At 73.6% G+C, this 25,108-nt stretch carries 21 protein-coding genes and 1 pseudogene; 9 read left to right on the top strand and 13 right to left on the bottom strand.

Annotation, left to right across the window (positions count from 1 at the left end):
* Positions 1-42: 42 nt before the first annotated feature.
* From AF335_RS26725 to AF335_RS26735, 3 genes are read right to left on the bottom strand one after another with little or no spacing between them, the layout of a single operon-like run.
* Positions 43-1,506, bottom strand: coding sequence for a hypothetical protein (locus tag AF335_RS26725; RefSeq protein WP_184743898.1), 1,464 nt, complete (start codon positions 1,504-1,506; stop codon positions 43-45).
* Positions 1,503-3,050 (bottom strand): GT4 family glycosyltransferase PelF, encoded by a 1,548-nt coding sequence (gene pelF, locus AF335_RS26730; RefSeq protein WP_102920997.1) that lies wholly within the window; start codon positions 3,048-3,050, stop codon positions 1,503-1,505. The genes AF335_RS26725 and pelF overlap by 4 nt, the downstream gene beginning before the upstream one ends.
* A 52-nt stretch (positions 3,051-3,102) precedes the next feature.
* Complete coding sequence (locus tag AF335_RS26735) at positions 3,103-5,292, bottom strand: hypothetical protein (protein ID WP_102920998.1); 2,190 nt, start codon at positions 5,290-5,292, stop codon at positions 3,103-3,105.
* A 787-nt stretch (positions 5,293-6,079) separates the two neighbouring features.
* Here AF335_RS26735 and AF335_RS26740 point away from each other — a divergent pair.
* On the top strand, positions 6,080-7,078 hold the full coding sequence (locus AF335_RS26740; protein ID WP_102920999.1) for an NAD-dependent epimerase/dehydratase family protein: 999 nt from the start codon (positions 6,080-6,082) through the stop codon (positions 7,076-7,078).
* 228 nt (positions 7,079-7,306) lie between these two features.
* Complete coding sequence (locus AF335_RS34865; RefSeq protein WP_170127815.1) at positions 7,307-7,741, top strand: hypothetical protein; 435 nt, start codon at positions 7,307-7,309, stop codon at positions 7,739-7,741.
* 27 nt (positions 7,742-7,768) lie between these two features.
* On the opposite strand, the gene AF335_RS26750 is transcribed toward AF335_RS34865, so the two are convergent.
* From AF335_RS26750 to AF335_RS26760, 3 genes are all read right to left on the bottom strand, one after another.
* Positions 7,769-7,984 carry a DUF5302 domain-containing protein gene (locus AF335_RS26750; RefSeq protein ID WP_102921000.1) on the bottom strand — a complete coding sequence of 72 codons (216 nt, stop codon included), beginning with the start codon at positions 7,982-7,984 and terminating at the stop codon, positions 7,769-7,771.
* Between the two features lie 90 nt (positions 7,985-8,074).
* Positions 8,075-8,629 (bottom strand): hypothetical protein, encoded by a 555-nt coding sequence (locus tag AF335_RS26755; RefSeq protein ID WP_102921001.1) that lies wholly within the window; start codon positions 8,627-8,629, stop codon positions 8,075-8,077.
* Positions 8,630-8,656: 27 nt separating this feature from the next.
* Complete coding sequence (locus AF335_RS26760) at positions 8,657-10,087, bottom strand: HEAT repeat domain-containing protein (RefSeq protein ID WP_102921002.1); 1,431 nt, start codon at positions 10,085-10,087, stop codon at positions 8,657-8,659.
* Positions 10,088-10,659: 572 nt separating this feature from the next.
* Between AF335_RS26760 and AF335_RS26765 the strand changes: the two genes are divergently transcribed.
* Positions 10,660-12,135, top strand: a complete 1,476-nt coding sequence (locus AF335_RS26765) for a PP2C family protein-serine/threonine phosphatase (RefSeq protein ID WP_102921003.1) — start codon at positions 10,660-10,662, stop codon at positions 12,133-12,135.
* A gap of 169 nt (positions 12,136-12,304) precedes the next feature.
* On the opposite strand, the gene AF335_RS26770 is transcribed toward AF335_RS26765, so the two are convergent.
* Positions 12,305-13,813 (bottom strand): DNA-binding protein NsdB, encoded by a 1,509-nt coding sequence (locus tag AF335_RS26770; protein ID WP_102921004.1) that lies wholly within the window; start codon positions 13,811-13,813, stop codon positions 12,305-12,307.
* A gap of 234 nt (positions 13,814-14,047) precedes the next feature.
* On the opposite strand from AF335_RS26770, the gene AF335_RS26775 reads away from it, so the two are divergent.
* Together AF335_RS26775 and AF335_RS26780 are read left to right on the top strand one after the other, a co-directional pair.
* Positions 14,048-15,157, top strand: a complete 1,110-nt coding sequence (locus tag AF335_RS26775) for an aminoglycoside phosphotransferase family protein (protein WP_102921005.1) — start codon at positions 14,048-14,050, stop codon at positions 15,155-15,157.
* A gap of 289 nt (positions 15,158-15,446) precedes the next feature.
* Complete coding sequence (locus tag AF335_RS26780; RefSeq protein ID WP_102921006.1) at positions 15,447-17,447, top strand: N-acetylmuramoyl-L-alanine amidase; 2,001 nt, start codon at positions 15,447-15,449, stop codon at positions 17,445-17,447.
* A gap of 78 nt (positions 17,448-17,525) precedes the next feature.
* On the opposite strand, the gene AF335_RS26785 is transcribed toward AF335_RS26780, so the two are convergent.
* Both AF335_RS26785 and AF335_RS26790 read right to left on the bottom strand, forming a co-directional pair.
* On the bottom strand, positions 17,526-18,026 hold the full coding sequence (locus tag AF335_RS26785; RefSeq protein ID WP_102921007.1) for a hypothetical protein: 501 nt from the start codon (positions 18,024-18,026) through the stop codon (positions 17,526-17,528).
* Between the two features lie 64 nt (positions 18,027-18,090).
* Positions 18,091-18,708 (bottom strand): TetR/AcrR family transcriptional regulator, encoded by a 618-nt coding sequence (locus tag AF335_RS26790; RefSeq protein ID WP_102921008.1) that lies wholly within the window; start codon positions 18,706-18,708, stop codon positions 18,091-18,093.
* A gap of 72 nt (positions 18,709-18,780) precedes the next feature.
* On the opposite strand from AF335_RS26790, the gene AF335_RS26795 reads away from it, so the two are divergent.
* The 4 genes and pseudogenes from AF335_RS26795 (at position 18,781) to AF335_RS26805 (ending at position 21,451) form a co-directional block, all read left to right on the top strand.
* Positions 18,781-19,248 (top strand): DUF1453 domain-containing protein, encoded by a 468-nt coding sequence (locus tag AF335_RS26795; RefSeq protein ID WP_102921009.1) that lies wholly within the window; start codon positions 18,781-18,783, stop codon positions 19,246-19,248.
* A 215-nt stretch (positions 19,249-19,463) separates the two neighbouring features.
* A pseudogene (locus AF335_RS26800) lies at positions 19,464-19,853 on the top strand (rodlin); the annotation flags it as partial.
* Between the two features lie 331 nt (positions 19,854-20,184).
* The gene (locus AF335_RS36725; RefSeq protein WP_418952541.1) at positions 20,185-20,259 is read left to right on the top strand and encodes a putative leader peptide; all 75 of its coding nucleotides are present in this window, start codon (positions 20,185-20,187) and stop codon (positions 20,257-20,259) included.
* 172 nt (positions 20,260-20,431) lie between these two features.
* The gene (locus AF335_RS26805) at positions 20,432-21,451 is read left to right on the top strand and encodes an isopenicillin N synthase family dioxygenase (RefSeq protein ID WP_102921186.1); all 1,020 of its coding nucleotides are present in this window, start codon (positions 20,432-20,434) and stop codon (positions 21,449-21,451) included.
* Positions 21,452-21,544: 93 nt separating this feature from the next.
* On the opposite strand, the gene AF335_RS26810 is transcribed toward AF335_RS26805, so the two are convergent.
* The 4 genes from AF335_RS26810 to AF335_RS26825 form a co-directional block, all read right to left on the bottom strand.
* Positions 21,545-21,781, bottom strand: a complete 237-nt coding sequence (locus AF335_RS26810) for a DUF397 domain-containing protein (protein WP_102921010.1) — start codon at positions 21,779-21,781, stop codon at positions 21,545-21,547.
* 115 nt (positions 21,782-21,896) lie between these two features.
* Complete coding sequence (locus AF335_RS26815; RefSeq protein ID WP_244927170.1) at positions 21,897-23,066, bottom strand: thiolase domain-containing protein; 1,170 nt, start codon at positions 23,064-23,066, stop codon at positions 21,897-21,899.
* The gene (locus tag AF335_RS26820; RefSeq protein ID WP_244927171.1) at positions 23,063-24,154 is read right to left on the bottom strand and encodes a thiolase domain-containing protein; all 1,092 of its coding nucleotides are present in this window, start codon (positions 24,152-24,154) and stop codon (positions 23,063-23,065) included. Before AF335_RS26820 ends, AF335_RS26815 begins: the two co-directional genes overlap by 4 nt.
* On the bottom strand, positions 24,151-25,104 hold the full coding sequence (locus tag AF335_RS26825; RefSeq protein WP_102921012.1) for a Zn-ribbon domain-containing OB-fold protein: 954 nt from the start codon (positions 25,102-25,104) through the stop codon (positions 24,151-24,153). Before AF335_RS26825 ends, AF335_RS26820 begins: the two co-directional genes overlap by 4 nt.
* Between the last annotated feature and the right edge of the window lie 4 nt (positions 25,105-25,108).

Raw genomic sequence — 25,108 nt, forward strand, 5'->3', positions numbered from 1 at the left:
AGGGGACGGAACGGCGAGCGGGTGATGCGTGATGACGGAACGTCAGCGATGGGTCGTCAGACGTCCGAGCAGGGCGGTGGCGACGCTGAGCAGGGCGACTGCCGCGCCCGTGCAGACCAGGAGCTGAACGGTGACCGGTGTGGAGACCCGCAGGGCGAGCGCGGCCGACTCGGCGCCCGCGGCTGCCAGGCACAGCGCGGCCGGGGTCCATGCGACACCGAACGCCTGGAGCAGCAGCCCGGTCCACAGGACCGCCCCGAGCGCCAGCAGGGCGGTGAGCCGAGGGACGGTCAGGGGTGGGCCATCCTTCCACAACAGCGCGGTGCCGAACGCCAGAACGGTGAGCGCGGCGAGATATCCGGCCACGCACAGGGCGAGCACCCGGACGGCCCCCAGCAGCATGCCGCGGGTGGTCGTGGCGCGGGCGAGCGCCTTCAGGGCGGTGCCCCGGCAGCGGTAGAGCAGCCATTCCGCGGCTCCCATGCTGAGGGTGAGCGCGATGACGGCGGCGCCGGCCGTGGCCGCGCCCGGGCTGCGGCGCAGCACGTCGCCGAGTGCGGCGAGGGTCGTGAGGACACCGCAGCCCAGGCCGAACAGGCCGTACGGGAGCGAGGCGAGGGGCGACAGCGCGGGCGGCGCGGCGCCCCGCGCCCCGTCCTCGCGGGTGCGCAGGATCTGGTGGGCGGCCACGCCGAGGACACCGCCGAGGGTGCCGAGCAGCAGCAGGACGCGGAGGACGGACGGTGGCTGGAGGAAGAGGAGCAAGACTCCCCCGGCGGCGGTGGGCGCGAGGGTGAGCAGCAGCAGCCGCTCGCGGCCGAGGACCAGCAGCACGGTGGCCGCCGCCAGGTACAGGGCCTGGCCCGCCGCGAAGCAGCTGGTGCCGGTGGGGCCCGCCGGGCCCGGCGCCAGGAGCGCGGCGGCGGTGGCGAGGAGCGCGCCGAGTGGGGCGCCCCAACGCAGGCAGCGGCCGGCCGCCGGGCGGCCGCCCGCCGCGAGGCGGACGTACGCCCGGTGGGCGAGGCCCTGGTTCCAGGCCCAGGCGAAGAGGGCCGAGGAGACCAGTCCGGCGGTGCCCGCGGGCAGGCCGTACCCGTCGCGGGCCCCGGTCATCAGCGGTGCGCCCAGCGCGTAGCCGAAGCCGGGCAGGGTGAAGACCAGGGCCCGCAGGGCGAACCGGCCGGGATGCGTCTTCCAGGGGTCGGCGCGGGGCCCGGGTTCGGGGTGGCTGCGGGGCACCCGGGCGTAGAGTTCGGCGGCCAGCTCGAAGGCGTCGGAGCGGCCGTAGCGCTCGGTGATCTGCTCACCGGTGAGGCCGTCGGCCTCCAGGACGGCCGCGATCTCGTCGGGGTGCACGGCGGCCGCGCACACCTCGGCGAGTTCCTCGGCCAGTTGGTCGACGGGGTCGGCCGCCCAGCGCGGACCGGAGCGGACCGGGCCGGCCGCGGCCGCGAGGTCGTGGGCGGGTTCGGGTTCGTCCGGTACGAGGCGCAGTAAGCCGCTCATCCCGCACCGCCCGCGGCCATGGCCATGACGGGCACGGCCGCCTGCCGCTCCTCCAGCGCGCGCTGTCGGCGGCGCCAGGGCCGCTCGACGGACGGCTGCCGGGTGCGGGCGTCGAGGTCGCGGTAGATGTCGCGGAAGGCGCTGATCGTCTGGCGGAGGGTGAACTGCTCGATCACCCGGAGCCGGGCCGACTCCCCCATCCGGGCGCGGAGTTCCGGGTCCCGCAGCAGGGTGAGGGCGGCCTTGGCCATGGCCTCGGGGTCCCGGGGCGGTACGACCAGGCCGCTGTCGCCGACGGCCTCGCAGACCCCGCCCACATCGGTGGAGACGGTCGCGCGGCCGCAGGACATGGCCTCGATCAGGGTGAACGGGAAGCCCTCGCTGATGCTGGAGAGCATCACGATGTTGCCGGCGGCGTAGGCGTCCCGGATGTCCTCGACCCTGCCCTCGAAGACGACGGCCTCGGCCACCCCCAGCTCGGCGGCGAGCTTCTCGCAGGCCGTGCGGTAGCCCTCGCCGCCGCGCGGGGTGCCGCCGAAGAGCCGCAGCCGGGCGGCGGGGATCTCGGCCCGTACCAGCGCGAAGGCGCGGATCAGCGTCTCCAGGCCCTTGATGGGGTCGACCCGGCCGGCCCAGCTGAGCGTCGGGGTCTCCGGCTCGGGTCCGGCGGGCGGGAAGGCGGCCGGGTCGACGCCGTTGTAGACGGTGCGTATCCGGTCGGGCGGGGTGCCACCGTGCTCCTCCCAGCGCCGGTTGTAACGGTTGCCGGGGGTGACGAGCGAGGCGACCCGGTAGCTCTCCACGGCGAGCAGCCGGAACAGTCCCAGCATCAGCGCCTTGACGGGCCAGCGGTAGGGCTCGGCGCGGAAGCCGAGGTAACGCTCGCGGAGATAGATGCCGTGTTCGGTGAGGAGGAAGGGGGTGCCGTGGCGGTGATGGGCGATCAGACCGGGCAGCGCGGCCAGCCCCCCGCTCACCGCGTGGGTGACCCCTTCGGCGGGCGGGTCGGCGGCGAGCGGGCGCAGCGCGTGTTCCAGCAGGTCGGTGGCGAGCAGGGCGTCGTGGAGGGTGGGCTTCGCGCCGGCGGTGGCGAGGCCGGGGCGGTTCCACACCCGGACGAGAGTGCGGGCCGCGGCCTCGCCCTGCAGGGCCGGGGCGAGGGTGCCGGCCGCGGCGTACTCGGCCAGCCGGTAGAAGGTCCTCGGGAAGTGGTGCTCGTGCGCCGGGTCGAGGAGGGTCAGCAGGAACAGCTCGTAGGCGGTGAGCAGGGCCTTCAGCCGCTTGCCGCGCGGGGCGCGGCCCGTCGGCGGCGGGCCCCACAGCGGGTGGCATTGCACGCTCCGGACGTGCGGCGGGAGTTCCCAGGCGAGTTGCTCCCGCCCGGTGCCCGTCACCGCGATGACCCGGAAGTCGACGTCGGGCATGCCCTGGACCAGCTGGTCGCACCACACGCTCACTCCACCGTGGCTGTGCGGATAGGTCCCCTCGGTGAGCAGGGTCACCGAGGGAGTGTCGATTGCTGTCTCGGCAAGCGGTCCGTGCATGAAATTCGGTTCTCTCCAGAGAGTGCGCGGCTCGATGCGGTGCTGCTGCCGGTCAGCGGCGTGCGGTGGTCGCGGCGGCGTCCGCGGGCCCGTAGGGGACGCGGTGGGCGACGCCCTGGGGAACCGGGAGGGCGGCGGCCGGCGCCTGGACGCGCGCGGCGGTGGCGCCCGCGGAATGCGCGGCGGGCGCGGTGCCGGGCAGGGTGAAGGTGGCCGGGGTCTGGGTGCCGGCCGCGGTCCAGCCGGAGCGGGCACCCGCGTAGGCGCTGCCGAAGGCCGTGCCCGAGCCGTTCGGGCCCGTCTGCACGGTGCCCGTCGGCAGGGTGACGGCGGCCTGTGTCCCGTCGGGCGCGCTGACGGTGACGGCGTTGCCGATCCGGTAGGCGGTGACCTTGCCGGCGGCGAGCGCGGTCTTCCAGGCGGCGCGCTTGCTCAGCTCCGTGCCGATGTCCCGCATCCGGAGGTTGACCAGCGGGGTGTTGTCGGCGAAGAGGCCGTTGTAGTCGGCGAGGACCTTCTCCAGCACGGTGTAGCCGATCCGCTGCTCGGAGAGGTTGGACTGGTGCATGAAGTGCGGGCGCGGGTCGTTGGCGAGCACGTGGCCCAGGGCGATGCGGGACTCGAGCGGCGCGATGTAGGAGGCGAAGCCGGTCCTGGTGTCGAGCGGGGCCTTCATGCAGGTGGTCGTCTCGGGGTACTTCTCGCAGATGCCGCTGCCGCCGTCGGCCTTCTTGGTGTAGAGCCAGTTGTACTCGTCGGTCTGCTCGGCCGCGGTGCCGACGTTGTAGTAGACGTTCATGGGGTAGCGGGGCACCGTCAGCGCGGAGCCGACCGGGCGCTGCTGCCGCTCGCGGGAGTTGTCGCTGGCGACCCAGCCGACGCCGCTCTGGCCGAGCACGGGCGCGAGTTCGGGGTTGTCCTCGGTCTGCTGGGGCAGGGTCTTCAGACCGGAGTGCTCGCCGGTGACGAGCTCGTCCTTGTCGTGGACCAGGCCCTGCTTCGCGGCCCAGGCGGTGTTGCCGTCGATCTCGCCGCTGATCTTCAGACGGCTGACCCAGCGGGTCCGGCCGAAGATGTCGGTGGCGCACTTCCAGGGCACGACGGAAGTGTTCTGCTCACAGCCGAGGAAGGCGTGGGTGAAGGTGTGGTTGATCCAGCGGTAGGACTGCTGGTCGGCGACCAGCTGCTGGAGCAGCGGGTCGGCCGCCCCGCCGTGCTCCGCCCGGTACTCCTCGCTGCCGACGCCGTTGTAGGCGAGGTCCAGGGTGAGTTTGTGGCTCTGGGACCACTGCTTGGCGTACTGCGCGTCGGCGGCCTTCATCCGGATCGCCGGGCTGTCCGGATTGGGGTTGCCGGGGCAGTCGACGTCGCCGGGGGTGCACTTGAGCTTGGTGTCCCAGCGGTCGTCCGCCGCGAAGACGTCGTCGACGTGGACGCCGAAGTAATTACGGGCGGCGCCGAGATGGGCGCCCTGGGTCAGCCACTCCACGATGCCGCGCGAGACCAGCCGGAACTGTGTCTGGTACTGGTTGGCGACGAAGGTGACGACGAGCTCGCTGCGGCCGTCGTGGGCGTATTCGCCGATCAGCGAGCCGCGGGCGCTGCCGCCCGGTATGGGGGCGTCGAGCAGACTGGTGTAGGTGGCGCCGTCCGCCTGCTTCTCCAGGGGGGTGGCCAGATATCCGTAACTCTCGTTGACAGCGGTGTCGTTGTCCTCGAAGGGAACGTTTTTCCTCAGATAGCCGAACGGGCCCGCCGCCCCGGTGGAGGTCACCTGCGCGGTCTTGCCGTCCAGGGGACCGCTGTAGCCGCCGTCCGCGGGGGTGTTGAGCCCGACGGCCGGGCGGGCGTAGGTGTAGGCGTCGACCTGCCGGATGCCGAAGCGCTTCTCGTACGAGGCGAGGGCCGCCATCTCGGGCGAACCGTCCCCGAAGGGATTGTCGTTGGGTAACACCACACCCTGGAACTTGGCGCGCGGTCTGCCGTCGACCGTGTCGCTGAGGAACGCCTCGTCGATCCGCTGGCGCCCCGCCGCGGTGAGGTCCACCTGGGTGTAGGGCGTGCCGGCCTCGGCCAGCTCGGCGCGGATGGCCTCGGTGGCCGGGCCGCCGTCGTCGACGACGAGCAGCCGCAGATCGATCCTGGGCGTGGTGTCGGCGGCATGCGCGCCCCCGGCCGGCACGGCCACGGTGAGCAGGACACCCGCGGCCCACGCCGCGGCAAGACGGGTCGAACGACCCATGGTTTTCTCCCCCCAGAACGGCTCTGCGCACGCGTGCGCAGCCGTCCGGTCATGACGTGTACGCGCAGCACCGGGACCCGGCACCGACCCGCACATCGAATGGTCCCCAAGGCACGGCCCCCACCCGCGGTCGCACCTCCCCGGCGACCGCCACTCCTCCCCCACGGCGCGGACACCGCTGTCCGCGCCTGAGCCGCACGGCCGGAGCCGAGACCGCGCGGTGGTGTCATGAGCCGCCGGGCACACGTGTGCCACGGCATCGGGAGGCACCCTCAGCCTCTCGACCGCCCAGCCATATAGTGCGCCATGCCCGAGGGTCTTGCTGGCTCGATGGCCAGGAGCCACGCGGTGGTTCTCGGCACCCTGGCCGGTTTCGGTCGGGCCTTCGGAGGAAGCCCGGCGGTGCCCGCGATCGCGGGGCCGGCGGGCATCCGCAGGGTGACCTGTGGCGACATTGGTGTACACCGGCGTCGGACCCATACGCTCCACCCGGAACCACAGGGGTCACTCGAAGAACGGGCCGCCCGGAGATCGGCCTGATGACGGCTGTCCGGCTTGCCTGTTGCATCCGGCAATCAACGGATACTTCCGCCCACCCCGCGGTCGGGATCCGCGCACGCTCCCCGGACGTTCCGGGGGCCGGCACGCAACCGGAACCAACTCGCCCCCCTCTAAGTAAGGTTGCCCTCCAATCCCCCGCCGGTCCGCCGCCGGGCAAGGACCCGGGTTTTCTGCCCAGAGCATGCGGCCCTTCCGCCCGCCCGGGGCGGGAGGGCAGGGTGACGGCATGAGGCTATTGATTCTGGGCGGGACCGAATTCGTGGGATACGCCGTCACCGAGGCGGCGCTGGCACGCGGCTGGGAGGTGACGGTCTTCCACCGCGGCGCCCACCCCGCGCCCGCCGGTGTGACGGCGCTGCGCGGCGACCGCACGGCGGCGGACGGACTCGCGGCCCTGGCGGCGGGCGAGTGGGACGCCGTCGTCGACACCTGGTCGGGCGCGCCGTCGGCGGTCCGGGACACCGCGCGGGCGCTGGCCGGGCGGGCGGGGCGGTACGCGTATGTGTCGAGCGGCTCGGTGTACGCCTACCCGAGCCCCGACGGGCACGACGAGAGCCATCCGGTGGTGGAGGGTTCGCCGGACGCCGGCGCGGTGGCGTACGAGCGGGACAAGCGCGGCGGCGAGCTGGCCGCGATCGGGGCCTTCGGGGAGGACGGGGCGCTGCTGGTGCGGGCGGGGCTGATCCTCGGGCCCCGCGAGAACATCGGCCGGCTGCCCTGGTGGCTGAACCGGATCGCGCGCGGCGGCCCGGTGCTGGCCCCCGGCCCGAGCGACCTGGAGCTTCAGTTCATCGACGCCCGCGACCTCGCGGAGTGGACCCTGGACGCCGTCGCGCACGGTCTGTCGGGGCCGTACAACCTGATCGGCCCGCCCGGTCACACCACGATGGGCGGGTTCCTGGAGGCGTGCGTCCGCGCCACCGGCTCCGACGCGGAGCTGCGCTGGACGGACCCGGAGCGGATCCTCGCGGCGGGCGTCCAACCGTGGACGGACCTCCCGCTCTGGGTCCCCCGGGGCGAGCTCTACGAGACGCTGCACCGGGGAGCGGTGGACAAGGCCCTGGCGAGCGGGCTGCGGTGCCGCCCGGCCGGGGAGACGGTGGCGGACACCTGGTCCTGGCTGACGTCCCTCGGCGGCCGTGCCCCCCAGCGCCCGGACCGCCCGGCATTGGGCCTGGACCCACGGGTGGAGGAGGAGCTCCTGGGGACGCCGGTGCGCGCGTAGCGCGGCCGCCCGGCGGCGCCGGAGCGGTCGGGGGCCGGGGCGGAGCCCTGAAGCGGAGGACAAAGCTCCATAAGCCCGTCACTCCGGTGCGAGCCGCCACGCGCCCTGCTGGGCGATGCCCCTCGGCCCGCATAATGGGGGCGCGCCAGGTCGGCCCGGCACATGTCAGGGTCATGCCGACCAGGTGGGTACGTACGAGCAGGTGACACCCGAACCATGGGGGCGTGCATGAGCGCTGAGCTGAACCAGGACGAGCGGGAGGGCCACCGGCCCACGGCGGAGCGGAGCGGCGCCCGACGGCGCCGGGGCCGCCGGGCGGTGGTGGCCGCGGCGCTCGCGCTGGCGGCCGCGCTGCTGGTGCCGCCCGCGGCGGCGGAGAGCCCGGCCCGGTCGGCCACGGTGGCCGTGGCGGCCGCGGACACGGCCCAGGCGCCGGCCGCCGCCGACGCCGGGTCGGCCGCCGACGCCTCGCCCCGCCACCAGGCCGGCAAGGACCACAAGTCCACGCTGGCGAAGCCCAAGAAAAAGAAGAAGAAGGGCTTCTTCAAGAAGCTCGGCATCGTCCTGATCGTGGTGCTGATCCTGCTGGTCGTGGTGGCGATCGTCGTGATCGCGCTGATCGTCCGCTTCGTGCGGAAGGCCCTCAGGCGCCGGCGGTCCTGACGCCGGCGGCCCGGGGCTCCTCGGCGGTCAGCCGCTCTTACGCCGGAAGGAGCGCTGACCGCCCGCCCGGCCGTGGGTGCCATGGATCTTGGATCCATCGCTGTTGCGGCCACCGGCGGCGGCGTCGGCGGCCTGGCCGCGCTTGCGCTCCAGCGCCTCCTTGAACTTGCGCTTCACGTCGTCCTCGGCACCGTTCGCGGGCGCGTCCTGCGGCGTGTCCTGGGGTGCTGTGCTGTCCGTCATTGAAACCTCCTGGTCATGGCGGGCGTCGCCACAGCTTCGCACGGCCGCCCGCCCCTCGGTAGTCCGGCCGGAATCCGGCCCGCCGGCATGTCAGGTAACCGTCATATCCCCATCGGGGACGTCCTGGACCGTCACCCGCCCGCGCGGCTGCCCCAGCCCGTCGGCCACCGCACGCGCGATCCCGTCGGGGTCCGGCGCCGTGGGGAAGGGCACGGTCTCGCCGTCCCCGTACGCCTCGATCGCCTTGGTGAAATAGCCGGGGTGCCAGGCGCCGACCGCGCCCCGGACCTCGACCGCCCGCACCGTCCGGTGCCCCACGCGCTGCTTGAGCGCCGCGAGGATCGCGTCCGAGCGGTACTCGCCGGGCACCTGGAACAGGCTGGCGTGGGCGCCGGCCTTACGGCCGTCGGCCAGCCGGACGGTCACGGTCAGGCAGCTGGTCACGCTGGGATAGAGGATCGGGACGCCCGGACGGGCCTCCGCGACCTGCCCCTCGGTGATCCGCACGAGGGCCGCGGCGGCGCTCGGGGCGGTGGCCGCGGGCCGGTCACGGGCCTCCGCGACGGCGCCGGCCGCCGGTATCGACGTCAGCACCACGGGCAGCAGCGCTCCGGACAGCGCCACGGATACGATCTTCGCTCTCATCGCACGATCTTCGCACTCATCCGGCGCTCACCCGGCCTGCGGGGCGTCCGGGCCGAAGCGGCTGCGGACGGCGGTCTGCACCTCCGCCTCCTCGGCCGGGTCGGCGGCGAGCCTGCGCAGCTGCTCCACCACCCGGGCGTCCGCCGTGGTGGCGTGGTGCGCCGCGAGCTCCCGGGTGGTCTCCTCGCAGTCCCACAGGCACTCGACGGCGAAGCCCCTGGCGAACGACGGGTCCGTGGCCGCGAGCGCGCGGGCCGTACGGCCGCGCAGCTGCGAGGAGGTCGTCTCGCGGTAGACGTGGCGCAGCACGGGCGCGGCGCAGCCGATCGCCAGCCGCCCGGCCCCCTGGACCAGGTCCCACAGCACGGGCGCGTCGGGCCCCTCGGCCCGCACGGTCCGGCGGAGGGCGCCGAGGACGAGCGCCGAGTCGTACTGCGCGCCCCGGCAGGCCAGCATCCCGGCCGCGGCGGCGCCGAGGGCGTCGCCGCGGTGGATCCAGGCGCGGGCCCGCTCCAGGGCCGCCGTGCTGCGCATGCGCTCGAAGGCGGTGACGGCGGCCTCCGCGACCCGCGGGGACGGGTCGGCGGCGGCGCTCTCGATGAGGTCGAGGGCCTGCGGGTCGTGGTGCTCGGCGAGATAGCGCAGGGCGGTGGCGCGCGCGGCCTCGGGGCCTCCGGCCGCGGCCTGGATGATCTCCAGCCGGTCCTCGGGGCCGGCGACGGCGGTCAGACAGCGGGTCGCGGGGACGTGGCGCAGCTGGGTGGGGTGGAGGTCGAGGCCCTGCTGGGCCCAGTCCAGGACCTCCCGGACGCTCCAGCCCGGCCGGGGGCCGGACGGGCGGAGCTGGCGCTGCCAGCGGTCGAAGGACCCCTGTTCCTGTGCGGCGCGCACCCGGTCCGCGGTCGCGGGCGACTGCTTCTCGTCGGCCCACAGCCGCCAGGGGCGGGGCTCGAAGGCGTCGCGCACGGCCGCGGCGAGGTCGCGCTCGCCCTCGGGCGTGGCGGGGAACCGGGCGAGGACGCTCGCGCCGAGGGCGAGCAGGCCCGCGTCGTCGTCGCGCAGGGCGAGCTCGTCCAGGGCCCATGCCCAGTTCGTCCCCGAGACCGCGTAGCGGCGCAGGAGCAGGAGAGCGTCCGCACGCCCGTACGAGGCGAGGTGGCCGAGGACGGCGAGGGCCAGGCCCGTGCGCTCCTCGCCCGTGTCCAGGACGTCGTCGGCGTCGAAGAGGTGCTCGGCGATCTCGCCGAGCCCGGCGTCGAGGTCCAGACACAGGCGTGCGTAATAGAGCGAGCGGTTCTCGACCTGCCAGTCCCGCCTGGGGTCGCGCAGCACGCAGTGGTGCAGCGCCGCGAGCGCCTCCGCCCGCGGCGCCGCGAGGGCATACAGGGTCCCGTCGCCGCGGCCTCGCTGGAGGAGGCCGAGCAGGGTGCCGCTGGGCGCTATGTCTGGATCGAACATGGGGTCAGCATCCGGTGCGGGGAGTCGGCTGGCAACGGGATTTCCGTCGTCCGGCATTCTTGCCGGTGTCCATCGGGGCTATGCCTGGTGAACAGGGGGAACTCCGGATCCTCCAAGCGCCCGCAGCCTACCTGGAGCGAAGCATTCCGCCGAGCCGTGCCCGAAATGCCCCACCGACCCCCGAACACCCCCACATGCCGGGCCGGGGCGCGAAGCCCCGCTTTCACCCGGCGTGACCTTCACCGCCGCACCTCCGGCCCCACTCGCCACGACCCCGCCACGGCCTCGTCAAGATCGCGTTCCGGGTCCCGTTCCCGGGCCCGTCGCCGCACCGCCCGGCGACACCGCCGGAATCCGCCCTCCGCACCACGGTCTCCGCCGACCGCCGCGCACCGCGCTTGACGCCTCACCCCCGGCAGCCCTCCCCGAATGCCCCTGGCATGTGCCTAAGACACCACCGGATCGGGTGTTGCCAAACCACTTACGGGCCCTCGCTCCCTGTGCAACAGTCGTTACCGGCCCATTCCCCGGACCCAGGAGCCGGCCGCGCCGCGCCGGTATCGGAGTACGACATGCCGTCCCCCCTGCACGCGGACCGTTCCACCGCTCGACCATCCGAGCCCGGCACGGTCGACGCGCTCATCTCCCAGACCCGAAGGCTGCGCGGCGGTGTCGACGCCGTGCGCCGGGAAACGGTGGGGGAAGAGCTGTCCGAGGATCCGCAGCTGCGCTGGCAGCGCGCCCTGTGCGACCTCGCCGTGCACCACCTCGACAACCTCGGCGAGCACCTGGACCAGCTCCGCGCCGGGCTGCCGGAGCTCACCGGCTCCGAGGAGCCCCCGGGCGCCCCGGCCGGGCTCGTGCCCGCCCAGGCCGGCCCGGAAGCCCCGCCGGGCAGGGCGGGCAGCGCCGAGTGGAACCTCCTCAACGACGACGCCTCCTGGTCCGCCGAGCTCTTCGAGATCTTCGGCCGCCGCCCCGAGGACGGCGCCCTGACCCTCGACGAGCTCCCGTCCTGGCTCCTGGACGAGGACCGCGGCCTGCTGACCGCGATGGTCACCGACTGCCTGGTGGACGGCAAGCCGATCGACGGGGAGTTCCGGATCCTCCGCGGCGACGGCTCCCTGCGCACCGTGCACATGATGGGCGAGCCGGTGCTCGACGCCGACGGCGCCACGGCCTCCATGTGGGCCGTCTTACGCGACGTCAGCGAGGAGCACCGGAACCTCCGGGCGGTGCACGAGACGGGGGACTCCCTCCAGCGCCACCGCGAGATCGCCCGGACCGAGCGGCGCCTCGCCGTCGAGCTCCAGGAAGCCGTGCTGCCACCGTGGCGCGGCTCCCTGCGTTTCCCGCAGCCGACCGCCGAGGTCGAGGGTGCCGCGGGCGCCCGTGGCACCCTCGACCTGGCCGCGCACTATCTCCCTTCCGCCAGCAACGCCCTCATCGGCGGTGACTGGTTCGACGCCCTCCAGCTGCCCGACGGACGGACCCTGCTGAGCGTCGGCGGCCTCACCGGACACGGGGTGACCGCCACGTCGACCATGGCCATGCTGCTCGGCGCGCTGCGCGGCATGGCCGTCACCGGCGCCGACCCGGGCCCGCTGATGGGCTGGCTCAACCACCTCCTCGACGCCTCTGCCCAGCCGGCCCTCGGCAGCGCCGTCTGCTGCCGCTACGACCCCGCGACCCGCGTCCTCAGCTGGTCCCAGGCCGGCCACCCGGCCCCCCTGCTCTTCCGCAGCGGCAGGGGACGGGCGCTCCAGCCGCCCGAGGGCGTGCTCCTCGGGGCGGTCCCCGACGTCACCTACGCACAGGCCGAGGAGCAGCTGGAGCCGGGCGACCTGCTCCTCCTGCACACCGAGGGCCTGGTCCCGCACAGCACGGAGCCCGGCCTCGACACGGACCTGGAGCGGCTGCTGGGCTACGCACCGCGGTTCACCGCGGCGAGAAGCGCCCAGGAGTGCGTGCGGACCGTGCTGGAGGAGTTCGGCGGGAAGGACCGTGAGGACGACGCCTGCGTTCTGGTGGCACGCGTTCCCTCATAGGGGCACAGCCGTAGGGATACAGCTCAGTGACACGACCGGCAGGGATCACGGCTCGTAGGAGCCTTCGTGGGAGAACCGCGGCCACCGGGACGGACCGAGGCCGTAGGGAATCACGAGGGCGGGACGGGTTCCCACCGGTCGGTGAGGGCTGAGGGCTTTGCCCGGGGCCTCACACCTTCGCGCTCCCGCCTCTGGCCGCGCCGCCCTTCCCCGGGCCCTGTGGCGCCCTGGGCAGCGCCCGCTGGATCTCCTGGCGGAGGTCCTCGATGCGGGCGAAGCCCGCGTACTTCCCCGTGAGGCGGTACATCTCGCGCAGGCGGTCCCAGGTCCGGTGCGAGGAGGTCTCGCCGATCGAGACCAGCGCCAGCCGGGCGTAGGTGTCCGCCTGCTCGGGGTCGTTGCTGATGAAGCACGCCGAGGCCATGGAGATGTAGTCGAAGATCTTCGACCGGAGGGTGTCCACCCCGCGCAGCTCCAGCGCCTCCTTGGCGTGCCGCTGGGCGATGGCCGCCGCCGCGGGGTCGTGCTCCGCCAGGGTGCGGTAGGCGAGGGCCTGCATCCCGTGGAGTTCCATCTCGTCGAACTTCTGCATCCAACTGGGCGCCGGCACATCGCCCCGGTCCGAGACGAACAGCTCCTCCGCCTCGCCGAGGGTGCGCCGCATGGCCTGGCCGCGCCCCATCGACGCCTGTGCCCAGGCTTCGATCGTGCACAGCATGGCGCGGGTGCGGGGCAGGGCCTCGCTGCCGGCGCCGGACTTGGCCAGCTTCATCAGGTCGAGCGCGTCGTCCGGACGGCCCAGGTGGACCATCTGACGAGCGGCCCGGGAAAGCGCCTCGCCCGCCCGCGGGCGGTCGCCGCCCTCGCGGGCCGCGTGGGCCGCGATGACGAAGTACTTCTGCGCCGTGGGCTCCAGGCCCACGTCGTGGGACATCCAGCCGGCGAGCACCGCGAGGTTGGCGGCGACCCCCCAGAGCCTGCGCTGGAGGTGCTCGGGGTGGTGGTAGGCGAGCATGCCGCCCACCTCGTTGAGCTGGCCGACGACGGCCTTGCGCTGGAGGCCGCCGCCACGGGCGGCGTCCCAGGCGCGGAAGACCTCGACCGAGTGTTCGAGTGCGTCGATCTCCGTGGAGCCCACCGGCGCCGCCTCGTAGCGGTCGAGGCCGGCGGGGTCGGCGTGTGCGGTGTCCATCCGCAGGTCGTCGAAACGGGGGGCGTCGGAGGCGAGAACCGGATCGGAGTGCAGCCAGTCGTGCATCGCGCTGCTGAGTGCTGAGCCTGCGGCGAGCGCGGCGCCCGCGCCCACCAAGCCGCGTCGGTTGAGCATGAGGTCCATTCCCGTGAATTCGGTGAGGACCGCGGCGGTCCGCTCGGGCGGCCAGGGCAGTCCGTCCGCGGACTGCCCCTTACCCGCGCGCCCTCGCCGGCCGAACCCGAGGTCCTCGATGGTCACGACACGACCGAGTCGCTCGGTGAAGAGGGCTGCCAGCACCTTGGGCACGGGATCACGCGGGGATTCCCCCATGTCGATCCAACGCCGCACCCGCGAGGTGTCGGTCGCCAGCTGCGGATGGCCCATGACCGCCGCCTGCCGGTTCACCAGTCTCGCGAGTTCGCCCTTGGACCAGCCGGCCAGGCCGAACAGATCCGCTAGGCGGGTGTTGGGTTCCCTTGTCACGTCAAGCCCCCAGGTTCTCGGCTGACTTGAAGGTAGCGGGCGCTCAGGGGCCAGGCGAGTATTCGCCAGGGTTCGCCAGGGTGCGCCAGATGGTGTGCCACCCGCGGGTGGGTGTGATGTAGGAACGCGCCACCCCGGCCACCCGGCTGCCGGACCGCATTCCCCAGGGTGCTCCTCGGCCCGGGGACCGGGGAGCGTCGCATTCGTCGGCACACGAAGGGATCTGTTCCGCACATGTATGCAGCCTCGTCCTCCGTGTCCGCCCCGCCCCGGCAGCTCCGTCCGCAGCACGCCGGCGGCGGGCCTTACCTCGACCCCTCCCACGCCGCGGGAGCTGCCTTCGGGAGCGGGCGGGCCCGGCGGTCCCCGGGGCTCGGCGGCCAACCGCTCAGCGGGAGAATCGACTTGTCCGGCCCTCAGGGCGCCCAGCTGCGGACGGCCATCGCCGCCGTGCACCGCATCTGCCCGGAGTTCAACCCCGTCCAGGTGCTGCGGCGCAGCGGGCGCTCGGTCCTGCTGGTCGGCTCCACCGGTCGCTCCACGGCCGTGGCCAAGTGTTTACTGGATCACTCCCCCTCCTGGGCCGAGCGGTCCCGCCACGAAATAGCTACATACCGGGCGTTCGTCCGGCACCGCCCTCCGGTGCGCGTGCCCCGGCTGATCGCCGCGGATCCCGACAATGGCACTCTGGTCATCGAGCGGATGCCGGGCCGCCCGGCCGCCACCCAGCGCCACCCCGTGGACTCGCCGCCCCGCGCGGACGTCCGGGCGGCGCTCGGGGCGGTCTGCCGGGTCAACCTCTGGCGGCCTCCGGTCGGCATGTTCGACATGCCGCTCGACTACGGCAAGCGCATCGCCCGCTATCACGAGCTCGGCCTGCTCACCGATCGCGACCTGGGCGACCTGCAGAAGCTGCTGCACGGCCTGGCCCATGTCCAGGGGCAGTTCTGCCACGGCGACGCGCTGCTCTCCAATATCCTCCTCTCCCCCGCCGGCCCGGTCCTGGTCGACTGGGACCAGGCCGGCTGGTATCTCCCGGGGTACGACCTGGCCACCCTCTGGACCGTCCTCGGCGACGCCCCCGGCGCCCGCCGTCAGATCAGCCAGTACGCACAGCAGGCCGGCCCGGCCTCCCGTGACGCCTTTCTGGTGAATCTGATGCTGGTGCTCACCCGGGAGATCCGTACGTACGAGACGGCGGTGCAGCGCGCCATGCACGACCCCGCGCCCACGGCGCCCGGGGCCGCCGAGTCCGGCGAGGAGCAGCGGCTCCTGCTGCGCCGGCTGCACGACGACTGCGCGCTCGCCAGGCGTGCCGTCCGGGCCGCGGTGGGCACCCGCTGACCGGCCCCCACCACCACGCCGACGCGCCGCGCCCTTCCGCGCGGCGCGTCGGCGTTCACCGGTTCGGCCCAACGGGCCACCGTGAAGCGGACGTCCGCGCGGAGTAGTCTCCGGGCACGGGCATGGACATGCGCAGCATCGGCGACACCAGCATGATTGACGGATCGTCATCCAGCGACTACCTCTGGTACGTCCGGTACCGCACGCCCCGCACGCGCGCCCACCGTTCCGACGCAGCCCTTCCCCAGACCGTCCCAGCGCGTGGCACATCCGTCTCTAGGAGGCCGCATTGCGAGGATCCGCTTCCGCACCCCGGACCACCGCTCCCCCGTCCCCGCGAAGACGCCGCCCACTCCGCTCGGCGGGCGTCGTGGCCTCGGCGGCCCTGCTGCTGCCCCTGATCGCCACGGCCCCGGCGGCACCGGCCGGCCGGGCGGGCGACGGCGCTCTGCTCCAGGCGTTCACCGCGGCCTCCGCGAAGTACCACGTACCACGGAGCGTGCTGCTGGGCGTCTCCTACCTCCAGTCCCGCTGGGACACCCACGACGGCGCGCCCAGCGTCACCGGTGGCTACGGCCCGATGCACCTCACCGACGCCGCCACGGCCCTGGCGGCGGTCCCGCACCACGCCGACGGCCGTGAGGACCCCCGGGGCGACGGCGCCCGGCCCCTCCCGGCCGCCCGCGCCGCCCGGGGCGCCTCGCCCGTGCCCGCCGAGCTCCCGGCGCGGCTGCGCACCCTGGAGCGGGCCGCGGCGCTGTCCGGGCTGTCCGCCGAGGCGCTGCGCCGGGATCCCGCGGCGAACATCCAGGGCGGTGCGGCGCTGCTCGCCGACGGCCAGCGCAGGCTGGGGCTGCCGGCCGGCGGCGACCCCGCCGACTGGTACGGCGCGGTGGCGGGCTATCCGGGCGCCGGCGACTCCGCCACGGCGGACACCTTCGCCAAGGACGTCTTCGCGGTGATCCGTTCGGGTGAGCGGCGCACCACCGACACGGGCCAGCGGGTGGCACTCCCCGCCAGTCCCGGCCTGGAGGTCCGTCCGGAGCAGGTGCGGCGGCTGGGGCTGCCGGTCTCCCCGGAGGACGGCGTCGAGTGCCCGGCCACGGTGGCGTGCGAGTCCATCCCCGCGCCGTACCAGCAGTTGGAGGGCTCCGACTACGGCAATCACGACCTGGGTAACCGCCCCACATCGCAGAAGGCCGACTTCATCGTCATCCATGACACGGAGGGGTCGTGGGAGACCACGATCAAGCTGATCAAGGATCCGGCGTATGTCTCCTGGAACTACACCATCCGCTCGGCGGACGGCCATATCGCCCAGCACGTGCCCACGAAGGACGTGGCCTGGCACGCGGGCAACTGGTACGTGAACGCCAAATCGGTCGGCATCGAGCACGAGGGCTTCCTGGCCCAGCCCGACGCCTGGTACACGGAGGAGATGTACCGTACGTCCGCGCGTCTGGTGGCCCATCTGGCACGGAAGCTGGACATCCCGCTGGACCGGCAGCACATCCTCGGCCATGACAACGTCCCGGGCACCACTCCGGGGACCATCCGCGGCATGCACACCGACCCGGGTCCGTACTGGGACTGGGCGCATTACTTCGAGCTGATCGGCAAGCCGCTGCGGCCCACGGGCGGCGCGTTCGGCGGCATGGTCACCATCCGCCCCGAATACGACAGGCACAAGCCCGCCTACACCGGCTGCACGGGGCCGGGCAAGCCGTGCGCCGCGCACGGCTCGGGCGCGGTGCGGCTGCACACGGCGCCGAGGGAGAAGTCCCCGCTGGTGAAGGACATCGGGCTGCGCCCGGACGGCGGGGAGTCGACCGCCGATGTCAACGACACGGGCGCCCGCGCGTCCACGGGTCAGCAGTTCGCGGTCGCCGACCGGCGCGGGGACTGGACGGCCATTTGGTACCTGGGGCAGAAGGCGTGGTTCCACAACCCCTGGTGGCGCCCGACGGCCGTCAACGCCTTCGGCTCGGTCATCACCCCCAAGGAGGGCGTCGCGGACGTGCCGGTCTACGGTCGTGCCTACCCGGAGCAGGCGGCGTATCCGGCGGGGGTGCCGGTGCAGGCGGTGACTCCGCTGCCGTACAAGCTGCTCGCCGGGCAGGAGTACGCCCTGGGGCAGCGGCTGACGAGCGAGTACCTCTGGGCAAAGACCTTCGACCCGGCGGGCCACAAGCTGGTCCGTGGCAAGGACGTCTATTACGAGATCCAGTTCGGTCACCGGGTGGCGTTCGTGAAGGCCGACGAGGTGACCGTGCGCCCGTCCAACCAGTAGGCCGGTGGGCCCGGACGTGCGAGGAGCCCGGTACGGCGGTCCGTACCGGGCTCCGGTGTCCGGGGCGGGCGGGGTCGGTCAGACCTGCTGGAACATCTCGGCGGGCAGCGGCTTGAGGAGCTGGTAGAGCTCGTCGGTGATGGGCCGGTCCCAGCTGGCGATGGTGACGAGGACGCCGTCGCTGCGGTCGAACTGGGTGCAGGAGATGCGGCCCTCGGAGCACTTCACGCGCCGCACGATCAGAAGGTTGTCCTCGTGCATGACCGGGATGTCCTCGGTCCCCAGGACATGGACGGGCTCCTCGTTGCCGAGCGCGGCGAGGAGCTGGGTCACCTCGAAGGGCACCTGGTCCTCGCCCACCTCGCGCGCGGGGGAGCCCTCGGGCAGATTGCCGATGATCATCGCCGGGCCGCGCCCGCCGAAGAGGTCATAGCGGAGGAAGACGCCCTGGCAGCTGCCATCGGGCGCGGGCAGCAGCCCGGCTCCGAGATCACCCGGCCAGTCGCCCGGGTCCATGGCCAGGACGTCGAAGTCCGGCCCGGTGGGCGTGGCGGCGCTGCGGCGGCGGAGGAACGACATGCCCACATCGTACGTGCCCGGCGCCGTCGCGTGACCCCGGGGAGAGTCGTGGTGCGGCGGGCCGCTAGGCCCTCTCCCTGAGGGTCTCCAGATGGTGGCGGAGGAGCCGGCGGAGCTCCTTGGGGGGGTAGCGGTCCGGCTGGAGGACGGCCTGGAAGGTGAGGCCGTCGATCAGGGCGGCCAGCCTGCGGCTCTCGGTGCCGGGGTCGAGGCCGGCGGGGAGGCCGCCGGCCGTCTGGGCGCCCCGGAGGACGTGCCCCATCAGGGTCAGCGCGTTCTCCTGCAGTTCCACGGCGCAGGGGCGCAGTCCGGGGCGGATCCGGGCGGCGGTGGCGAGGGCGATCCAGAGGACGGCCTCCTCGTGCCGTGTCGCGTCCAGCGGGAGGAACTCGCCGAGCAGTTCCTCGGCGCGGGCCCTGAGGTCGCCGTCGGGTTCCGGGGTGCCGAGGTGGTCGATGTGCGCGCGGACCCGCCGGTCGATGCGGTCGACCAGATGTCTCATGGCGAAGACCACCAGCTCGTCGTGATCGCTGAAGTAGTGCCGCACGGAGCCGACAGCCAGGCCGGCCTCCTCGGCCACATTGCGCAGCGAGGCGGCTTCCAGCCCGCTCCTGGCCACCACGCGGAGGGTGGCCTCGGCGACGTCCCGGCGGCGGGCCCGCGGATCGACGATCTTCGGCATGTCGACTTTATAGCACGGTCGAGCTAACATCTTATTTGGCACGAGCGTGCCAAATAAGGGGGTTGGGCGAACATGAACGGCTGGGTACCGGCGGCGGCGATCGTCGTGGTGCTGATCGTCGTGGTGGTCAGACGTCTGAGGGGAGAGCCGCTCAACGCGCGCGACCTGCTGGTCGCGCCGCTGGTCCTCACCGGCATCGGCGTCATGTCGGTGATCAAGGCCGACGACGTCACGGGGGCGGACCTGGGGTGGCTGATCCCCGGCGCGGCCCTGGGCGTGGCGCGCGGCGCCACGATCGAGGTCTTCGAGCGCGGCGGCGTCCTCTGGCAGCGCTACACCGGCAAGTCCTTCGCCGTGGCGGCGGGTTCACTGGTGCTCATGGCGGGCTTCGGCTACGTCGCGGCCCGGTCGGGGATGCACGCGAGCGCCCGGCCGACGCAGCTGAACATCGGGGTCGGCTTCCTCGGCGAGGCCCTGGTGGTCGCCGTCCGCGGCCTGGCGAGCGGGATCCCCTTCGCCCCGGAGCGGGGGCGGCGCTGAGCCCGCCCGGACATGGCTTGTGGGGGCGCTGTCCGGGCGGGGCCGACGGCCCGCGAACCGCCGCGAACCGCACGCTACCAGCGGAATACGGCACCGGAATTCCGCTCCGGCGGCCGATGGAGCAAATGAGTGAATGCCCGAAACTTCTGCAAATGGGGTCGAGTTACTCAGGTCGCTTCCCTGAGAGGGGCGCTAATCGATCGAAAGGCACAGACGTGCTCAAGAAGGTACTCGCCACGGCCGCCATGACGGCTTCGGCCGTCGGCACCATCGCCGGCCCCGCGATGGCGATCGGCAACGACAGTGACGTCGCCAACGGCAACGCTTCGAAGACCGGTTACGGCAACACCAAGACCGGCGGTGAGCAGAGCCCGCAGATGAGCCTGATCCAGGGCACGCTCAACAAGCCGTGCCTCGGCATCGGCAAGATCGAAGCCCAGTCGCTGATCGCGCTGCTGGCCAACATCGGCGTCCAGGACGTGCCGGTCCTCAGCTCGCAGCAGCAGCAGCAGTGCACCGACAACTCGACGATCGACGACGGCGACGACCCGCTGTCGCACATCCTCGACGAGATCCCGGTCATCTCGGGCAACGGCTCGGGCAACCGCGGCACCAGCGCCCACGGCGACGGGTTCGGGCACCACGGCGGCTTCGGCCACCACGACGGTGACCACGGGGACCACGGGCACGACGGCGGCTTCGGCCACCACGACGGCGGTCACGGCCACTGACGACCGGCTCGCGCCGGATCCACGGAATTTCCCCCTTCCTCGGGTGCACGGGCCCCGAGGAGGGGGGATTCCTGTATTTCCGGGTGCGAAGAGGGGGTGGGCCCGGCATTCTCTTCACCCGGGCCGCCGGTCCGGGCACCCGGCCGGCACCCAGTGGCTACCGACCGGTACGCCGGTTCCGCGCCGGGTCGTATACGATGACGTCGTGACCATGCTCGTGAAACGCCGCCACGTGGACCTCCTCCGCGTCACGAGCATGTCCTGTCGTCGCTTCGGCTGACCTTCCTCCCGCCGGGCCCCCTTCTTCGGGCCGAGGCCGCTCTTCTTTTTGCCTTCCTGATCTTCCTGCCGTTTCCCGGTCACCCGTCCGTCCTTCCGCACACCCTGCGCCGCCGGACGGCCGTCCGGCGCACCGCCGTACGGAACCGGGCCTCACAGCTGTGGACACCCTCATGAGCAACCAGCTTCCCGTCCTCGACCTCTCCGCCGCCGACGGTGACCCCGACGCCCGCGCGCGCTTCCGCCAGGACCTCCACTCCGCCGCCCGTGACGTGGGCTTCTTCCACCTGACCGGCCACGGTGTCACCGAGGCCGAGACCGAAGACCTGATGCGCACCCTCCGCGCCTTCTTCGCGCTCCCCGAGGCCGAGCGGCTCGCCGTGAGCAACCTCAACTCGCCCCACTTCCGCGGCTACACCCGCACGGGCGACGAGCGCACGGGCGGCAGCCGCGACTGGCGCGACCAGCTCGACATCGGCGCCGAGCGCGCGCCGCACGTGCCCGGCCCGGACGAGCCCGGCTACTGGTGGCTGGAGGGCCCGAACCAGTGGCCGGACTCCCTCCCGGAGCTGCGGACGGCCGCCCTGCACTGGATCGACAGGCTCAGCTCGGTCGCCCGGCGCCTGCTGCACGAGCTGCTGGCCGCGATCGGCGCGCCGGCCGACTTCTACGACGACGCGTTCGCCGAGCGCCCGCACCTGCACCTGAAGCTGGTCCGCTACCCCGGCAGCGCCCCCGACGGCGCCGCCCAGGGCGTGGGCGCCCACAAGGACTACGGCTTCCTGACCCTGCTGCTCCAGGACGAGGTGGGCGGCCTGCAGGTGGAGGGCCCGGACGGGACGTTCCTGGACGTGCCCAAGGTGCCCGGCGCGTTCGTGATCAACCTCGGCGAGCTGCTGGAGGTGGCCACCAACGGCTACCTCAAGGCCACCAACCACCGGGTCGTGAGCCCGCCCGGCGACCGCGAGCGCTACTCCGTGCCGTTCTTCTACAACCCCCGGCTGGACGCCCGTATCGAGCCCGTCCCGTTCGCGCACGCCGACCAGGCCCCGGGCGTCACCCAGGACTCCACGAACCCGCTGTTCGCGGAGTACGGCCGCAACGAGATCAAGGGATGGCTGCGGGCGCACCCGCAGGTCGCCCGCCGCTACCACGCGGAGCTGCTGAACGAGGGCGTGGGAGCGGCCCGCTGAAACCCCGGGGCTCCGGCCCGGACGCCGGGAACCGGTGACGGGCGGCAGGGCCACGGCCCTCCGCCCGCCGGCACCGCCGGTGTCCGCCGACGGCTACGTCAGGTCGAACTCCCCTTCGCGCGCGCCGAGTACGAACGCGCGCCACTCCGCCGGGGTGAACACCAGCGCCGGGCGGTCCGGCCGGCGGCCGTGCCGCATCGCGATGAAGCCTTCGACGAAGGCGATCTGGACGTCGCCGAGTCCCTGCGTACCGGACTGCCAGGCGGCGTTCGCGAGGTCGAGGTCGTGCGCCGGCCCGCCCGCCGGCCGTTCAGTCGTGCTCTCCGTCACGTCCGTAGCTCCTCCCGGTCGTCGTCCCGGCCCACCCTAGCGAGCACGGGCGGTGCCGGACAGGCCGCGTCGCACTCCGTCAGCCGGGTGCCGGACAGGCCGCGTCACACCCCCGTCAGCCGGTGGGCGGCCGGCTTCCCACCAGCCACATGGAGAAGAACTGCGCTCCTCCCCCGTAGGCGTGGCCGAGGGCCTTGGCGGCCCCCTCGACCTGGTGCGCTCCGGCCTCGCCGCGCACCTGGAGGGCGGCCTCGGCGAAGCGGATCAGCCCGGAGGCGCCGATCGGGTTGGTGGACAGGACCCCGCCCGAGGGATTGACGGGCAGCTCGCCGCCGAGGGCGGTCGCCCCGGACGCGGTGAGCCGCCAGCCCTCCCCCTCGGCGGCGAAGCCGAGGTTCTCCAGCCACATCGGCTCGTACCAGCTGAACGGCACATACAGCTCGGCGGTGTCGATCTCGCGGCGCGGGTCGGTGATCCCCGCCTGGCGGTAGACCTCGGCCGCGCAGTCCCGGCCCGCGCGGGGCGAGACGAAGTCCTTGCCGGCGAAGAGCGTGGGCTCGCTGCGCATGGCCCCGCCGTGCACCCAGGCGGGCGGGCGCGGGGAACGGGCCGCGCCCGCGCGGTCGGTGAGGACCAGCGCGCAGGCGCCGTCGGAGGACGGGCAGGTCTCGGAGTAGCGGATCGGGTCCCAGAGCATGGGTGAGGACCGGACCTGTGCCAGGGTGAGGCCGTGCTCGTGGAGGTGGGCGTAAGGGTTCCGCAGGGCATTGCGGCGGTCCTTGTGGGCGACGAGGACGCCGATGTCCGCGGGGGCTCCGGTGCGGCGGATGTACGCGCGGACGTGCGGGGCGAAGAAGCCTCCGGCGCCGGCCAGCAGGGGCTGCTGGAAGGGGACGGGCAGGGAAAGCCCCCACATGGCGTTGGACTCGGACTGTTTCTCGAACGCGAGGGCCAGCACGGTCCGCTGGACGCGGGCGGCCACGAGGCTCGTGGCGACCAGGGCGGTGGAGCCGCCGACGGAGCCCGCGGTGTGCACCCGCAGGACCGGTTTGCCGGCCGCGCCGAGGGCATCGGCGAGATACAGCTCGGGCATCATGACGCCCTCGAAGAAGTCGGGCGCCTTGCCGATGACGACGGCGTCCACGTCGGCCCAGGTGAGCTCCGCGTCGTCGAGCGCCCGGCGGGCGGCCTCGCGGACGAGGCCGGGCAGGGAGACGTCCCGCCGGGCGGCGGCGTGGTGGGTCTGGCCGATACCGACGACGGCCACGGGTTCCCTGCCGTTCACGGCCTCTCCTCCCTTTCCGGCCCTTCCAGCACCGCGACGAGGTTCTGCTGGAGACACGGGCCCGAGGTCGCGTGGGCGAGGGCCCGGCCGGACTCGCCCCGGTGGATGCGGGCCGCCGCCTCGCCGAGCCGGATCAGACCGGCGGCCATGACGGGGTTCGCGGCCAGGGGGCCGCCGGAGGGGTTGACGGCCACGCCGTCGGCCAGCCGCAGCGCCTTGCGCAGGACGACCTCCTGGGAGGTGAAGGGCGCGTGGAGTTCGGCGGTGTCGGCGGGGGCGTCGAAGGCTCCGGCGCGCTCGGCGGCGAGGCGGGTGGAGACGGAGTCCGTGAGGTCCCGCACGCCGAGCGCGTGGGGTTCGGCACGGTGGTCCATGCCGCGTATCCAGGCGGGCCGGGCGCACCTGCGGCGGGCGTCGTCCCCGGCGGCGAGGACGACGGCGGCGGCCCCGTCGCCGACGGGCGGGCAGTCGCCGGTGCGCAGCGGCCGGACGACGTAGTCGCCCGCCGGCACCGGGCCGCGCAGCTGGGCGTACGGATTGGTCGCGGCGGCGGCGCGGCTGCGGACGGCGATGCGGGCGAGGGCGGCCTCGTCGGTCTCCCCGGCGTCGATGAGCGCCTGCGCCTGGAGGGCGGCGAGGGCGACGGGGTCCGGCCACAGGGGTGCGGTGCAGTAGGGGTCCAGCTGGCGGGTGAGGACATCGCGGAGCTCGCCGGACGAGGAGGTGCCATGGGCGTAGACGAGGGCGGTGTCGGCCTCGCCGGTGAGGAGCTTCACCCATGCCTCGTAGAGCGCCCAGGCCCCGTCCATCTCCACATGGGACTCCGCGACGGGCGGCCAGGCGCCGACCGTGTCGAGGGCCATGGTGAAGGAGAAGGGCCGGCCGGCGAGGTAGTCGCTCGACCCGGAGCAGGTGAAGCCGGCCTCGCCCGGGCGCAGTCCGGCCTGGTCGAGGGCCTCGCGCAGGACGGGCAGCAGCATCTCGGGCTCGGACAGCTCCGGGGTGGCGCGGCGGTGCCGGGTCTGGGCGAAGGCGACGATCGCGATCTCGCGGGCGCCGGGCGGGCCGGGCCGCCCGGGCCGGGTCACAGCAGTTCCTTGTAGGTGTCGTAGGCGGCGTCGGGCTCGCCGGTGGGACGGTAGTGGTCGGGGTGGCGGGCGTCGCCGGTCCATACGGGTTCGACGCGCAGTCCCATGCGCACCTGGTCGCAGGGGATGCCGGCGATACGGCCGTGGAGGGCGAGGCCGGCGCCGTCCAGGGCGATGTGGGCGTAGACATAGGGCACGTCGATGGTGAGGTTCCTGGCCTTGATGTTGACGACGCAGAAGGTGGTGACGGTGCCCCGGGGGCCGACCTCGACCTGTTCCCCGGTGGCGACGGCACAGGTGGGGCACGCGCCGCGGGGCGGTACGTAGACCTTGTGACAGGACGGGCAGCGTTCGCCGGTGATCCTGCGGTCGGCGAGGGCCGCCAGATGGCGGCCGAGGGCGCGGCCGGGGGTATAGGTGTAGTCGAGGCGGGCGGGGGTGGTGAGGATGGTGACGGGGTCGGGGAAGACGCCATCGTGCGGGACGGCCGGGCCGGCGGGTGCGTCGGTGCCGGGCGGGCAGGGTTCGAAGCAGGCGATGTCGGTGATCGCTCCGGTGCGCCGCGCCGCCCAGCGGACGCGCACCCGCAGGCCGGTGCGCACGGCCTCGGGCCCGGGGGCGTCGAGGGCGTGGAGGAGGGCGGTGTCGGCGCCGTCGAGGCGGACGAGTACCCAGGCGAAGGGAGTGGCCAGCGGCTGGCCCCGGCGTGGCGCGGGGTTCCAGGCCCAGGTGGTGACGGTGCCGGTGGCGGCGGTCCGGACGAGTGCGTGGAGGTCCTCGCCGGTGACCGGGTCGTATTCGGCGGGTGGGACGAGGACGCGGCCGTCGCGGGTGCGGATGCCGAGGACGACGCGCTCGCGCAGGCCGGTGAGGAAGGCGCTCAGCACGGGGCCGAGGGAGCGGGTGAAGGGGAATTCGACGACCAGGGGGGCGGTGAGGACGTCCGGCACGGCG

The organism is Streptomyces eurocidicus, assembly GCF_002891295.1.
Taxonomy (GTDB): Bacteria; Actinomycetota; Actinomycetes; order Streptomycetales; family Streptomycetaceae; genus Streptomyces; species Streptomyces eurocidicus.

What these genes read in the sequence shown, in the direction of transcription:
- pelF (WP_102920997.1), bottom strand. Translation starts at nt 3,050, where the DNA reads ATGCACGGACCGCTTGCCGAGACAGCAATCGACACTCCCTCGGTGACC.
- AF335_RS26795 (WP_102921009.1), top strand. Translation starts at nt 18,781, where the DNA reads ATGAACGGCTGGGTACCGGCGGCGGCGATCGTCGTGGTGCTGATCGTC.
- AF335_RS34865 (WP_170127815.1), top strand. Translation starts at nt 7,307, where the DNA reads ATGAGCGCTGAGCTGAACCAGGACGAGCGGGAGGGCCACCGGCCCACG.
- AF335_RS26750 (WP_102921000.1), bottom strand. Translation starts at nt 7,984, where the DNA reads ATGACGGACAGCACAGCACCCCAGGACACGCCGCAGGACGCGCCCGCG.
- AF335_RS26790 (WP_102921008.1), bottom strand. Translation starts at nt 18,708, where the DNA reads ATGCCGAAGATCGTCGATCCGCGGGCCCGCCGCCGGGACGTCGCCGAG.
- AF335_RS26785 (WP_102921007.1), bottom strand. Translation starts at nt 18,026, where the DNA reads ATGTCGTTCCTCCGCCGCCGCAGCGCCGCCACGCCCACCGGGCCGGAC.
- AF335_RS26725 (WP_184743898.1), bottom strand. Translation starts at nt 1,506, where the DNA reads ATGAGCGGCTTACTGCGCCTCGTACCGGACGAACCCGAACCCGCCCAC.
- AF335_RS26765 (WP_102921003.1), top strand. Translation starts at nt 10,660, where the DNA reads ATGCCGTCCCCCCTGCACGCGGACCGTTCCACCGCTCGACCATCCGAG.
- AF335_RS26805 (WP_102921186.1), top strand. Translation starts at nt 20,432, where the DNA reads ATGAGCAACCAGCTTCCCGTCCTCGACCTCTCCGCCGCCGACGGTGAC.
- AF335_RS26755 (WP_102921001.1), bottom strand. Translation starts at nt 8,629, where the DNA reads ATGAGAGCGAAGATCGTATCCGTGGCGCTGTCCGGAGCGCTGCTGCCC.
- AF335_RS26735 (WP_102920998.1), bottom strand. Translation starts at nt 5,292, where the DNA reads ATGGGTCGTTCGACCCGTCTTGCCGCGGCGTGGGCCGCGGGTGTCCTG.
- AF335_RS26760 (WP_102921002.1), bottom strand. Translation starts at nt 10,087, where the DNA reads ATGTTCGATCCAGACATAGCGCCCAGCGGCACCCTGCTCGGCCTCCTC.
- AF335_RS26775 (WP_102921005.1), top strand. Translation starts at nt 14,048, where the DNA reads ATGTATGCAGCCTCGTCCTCCGTGTCCGCCCCGCCCCGGCAGCTCCGT.
- AF335_RS26740 (WP_102920999.1), top strand. Translation starts at nt 6,080, where the DNA reads ATGAGGCTATTGATTCTGGGCGGGACCGAATTCGTGGGATACGCCGTC.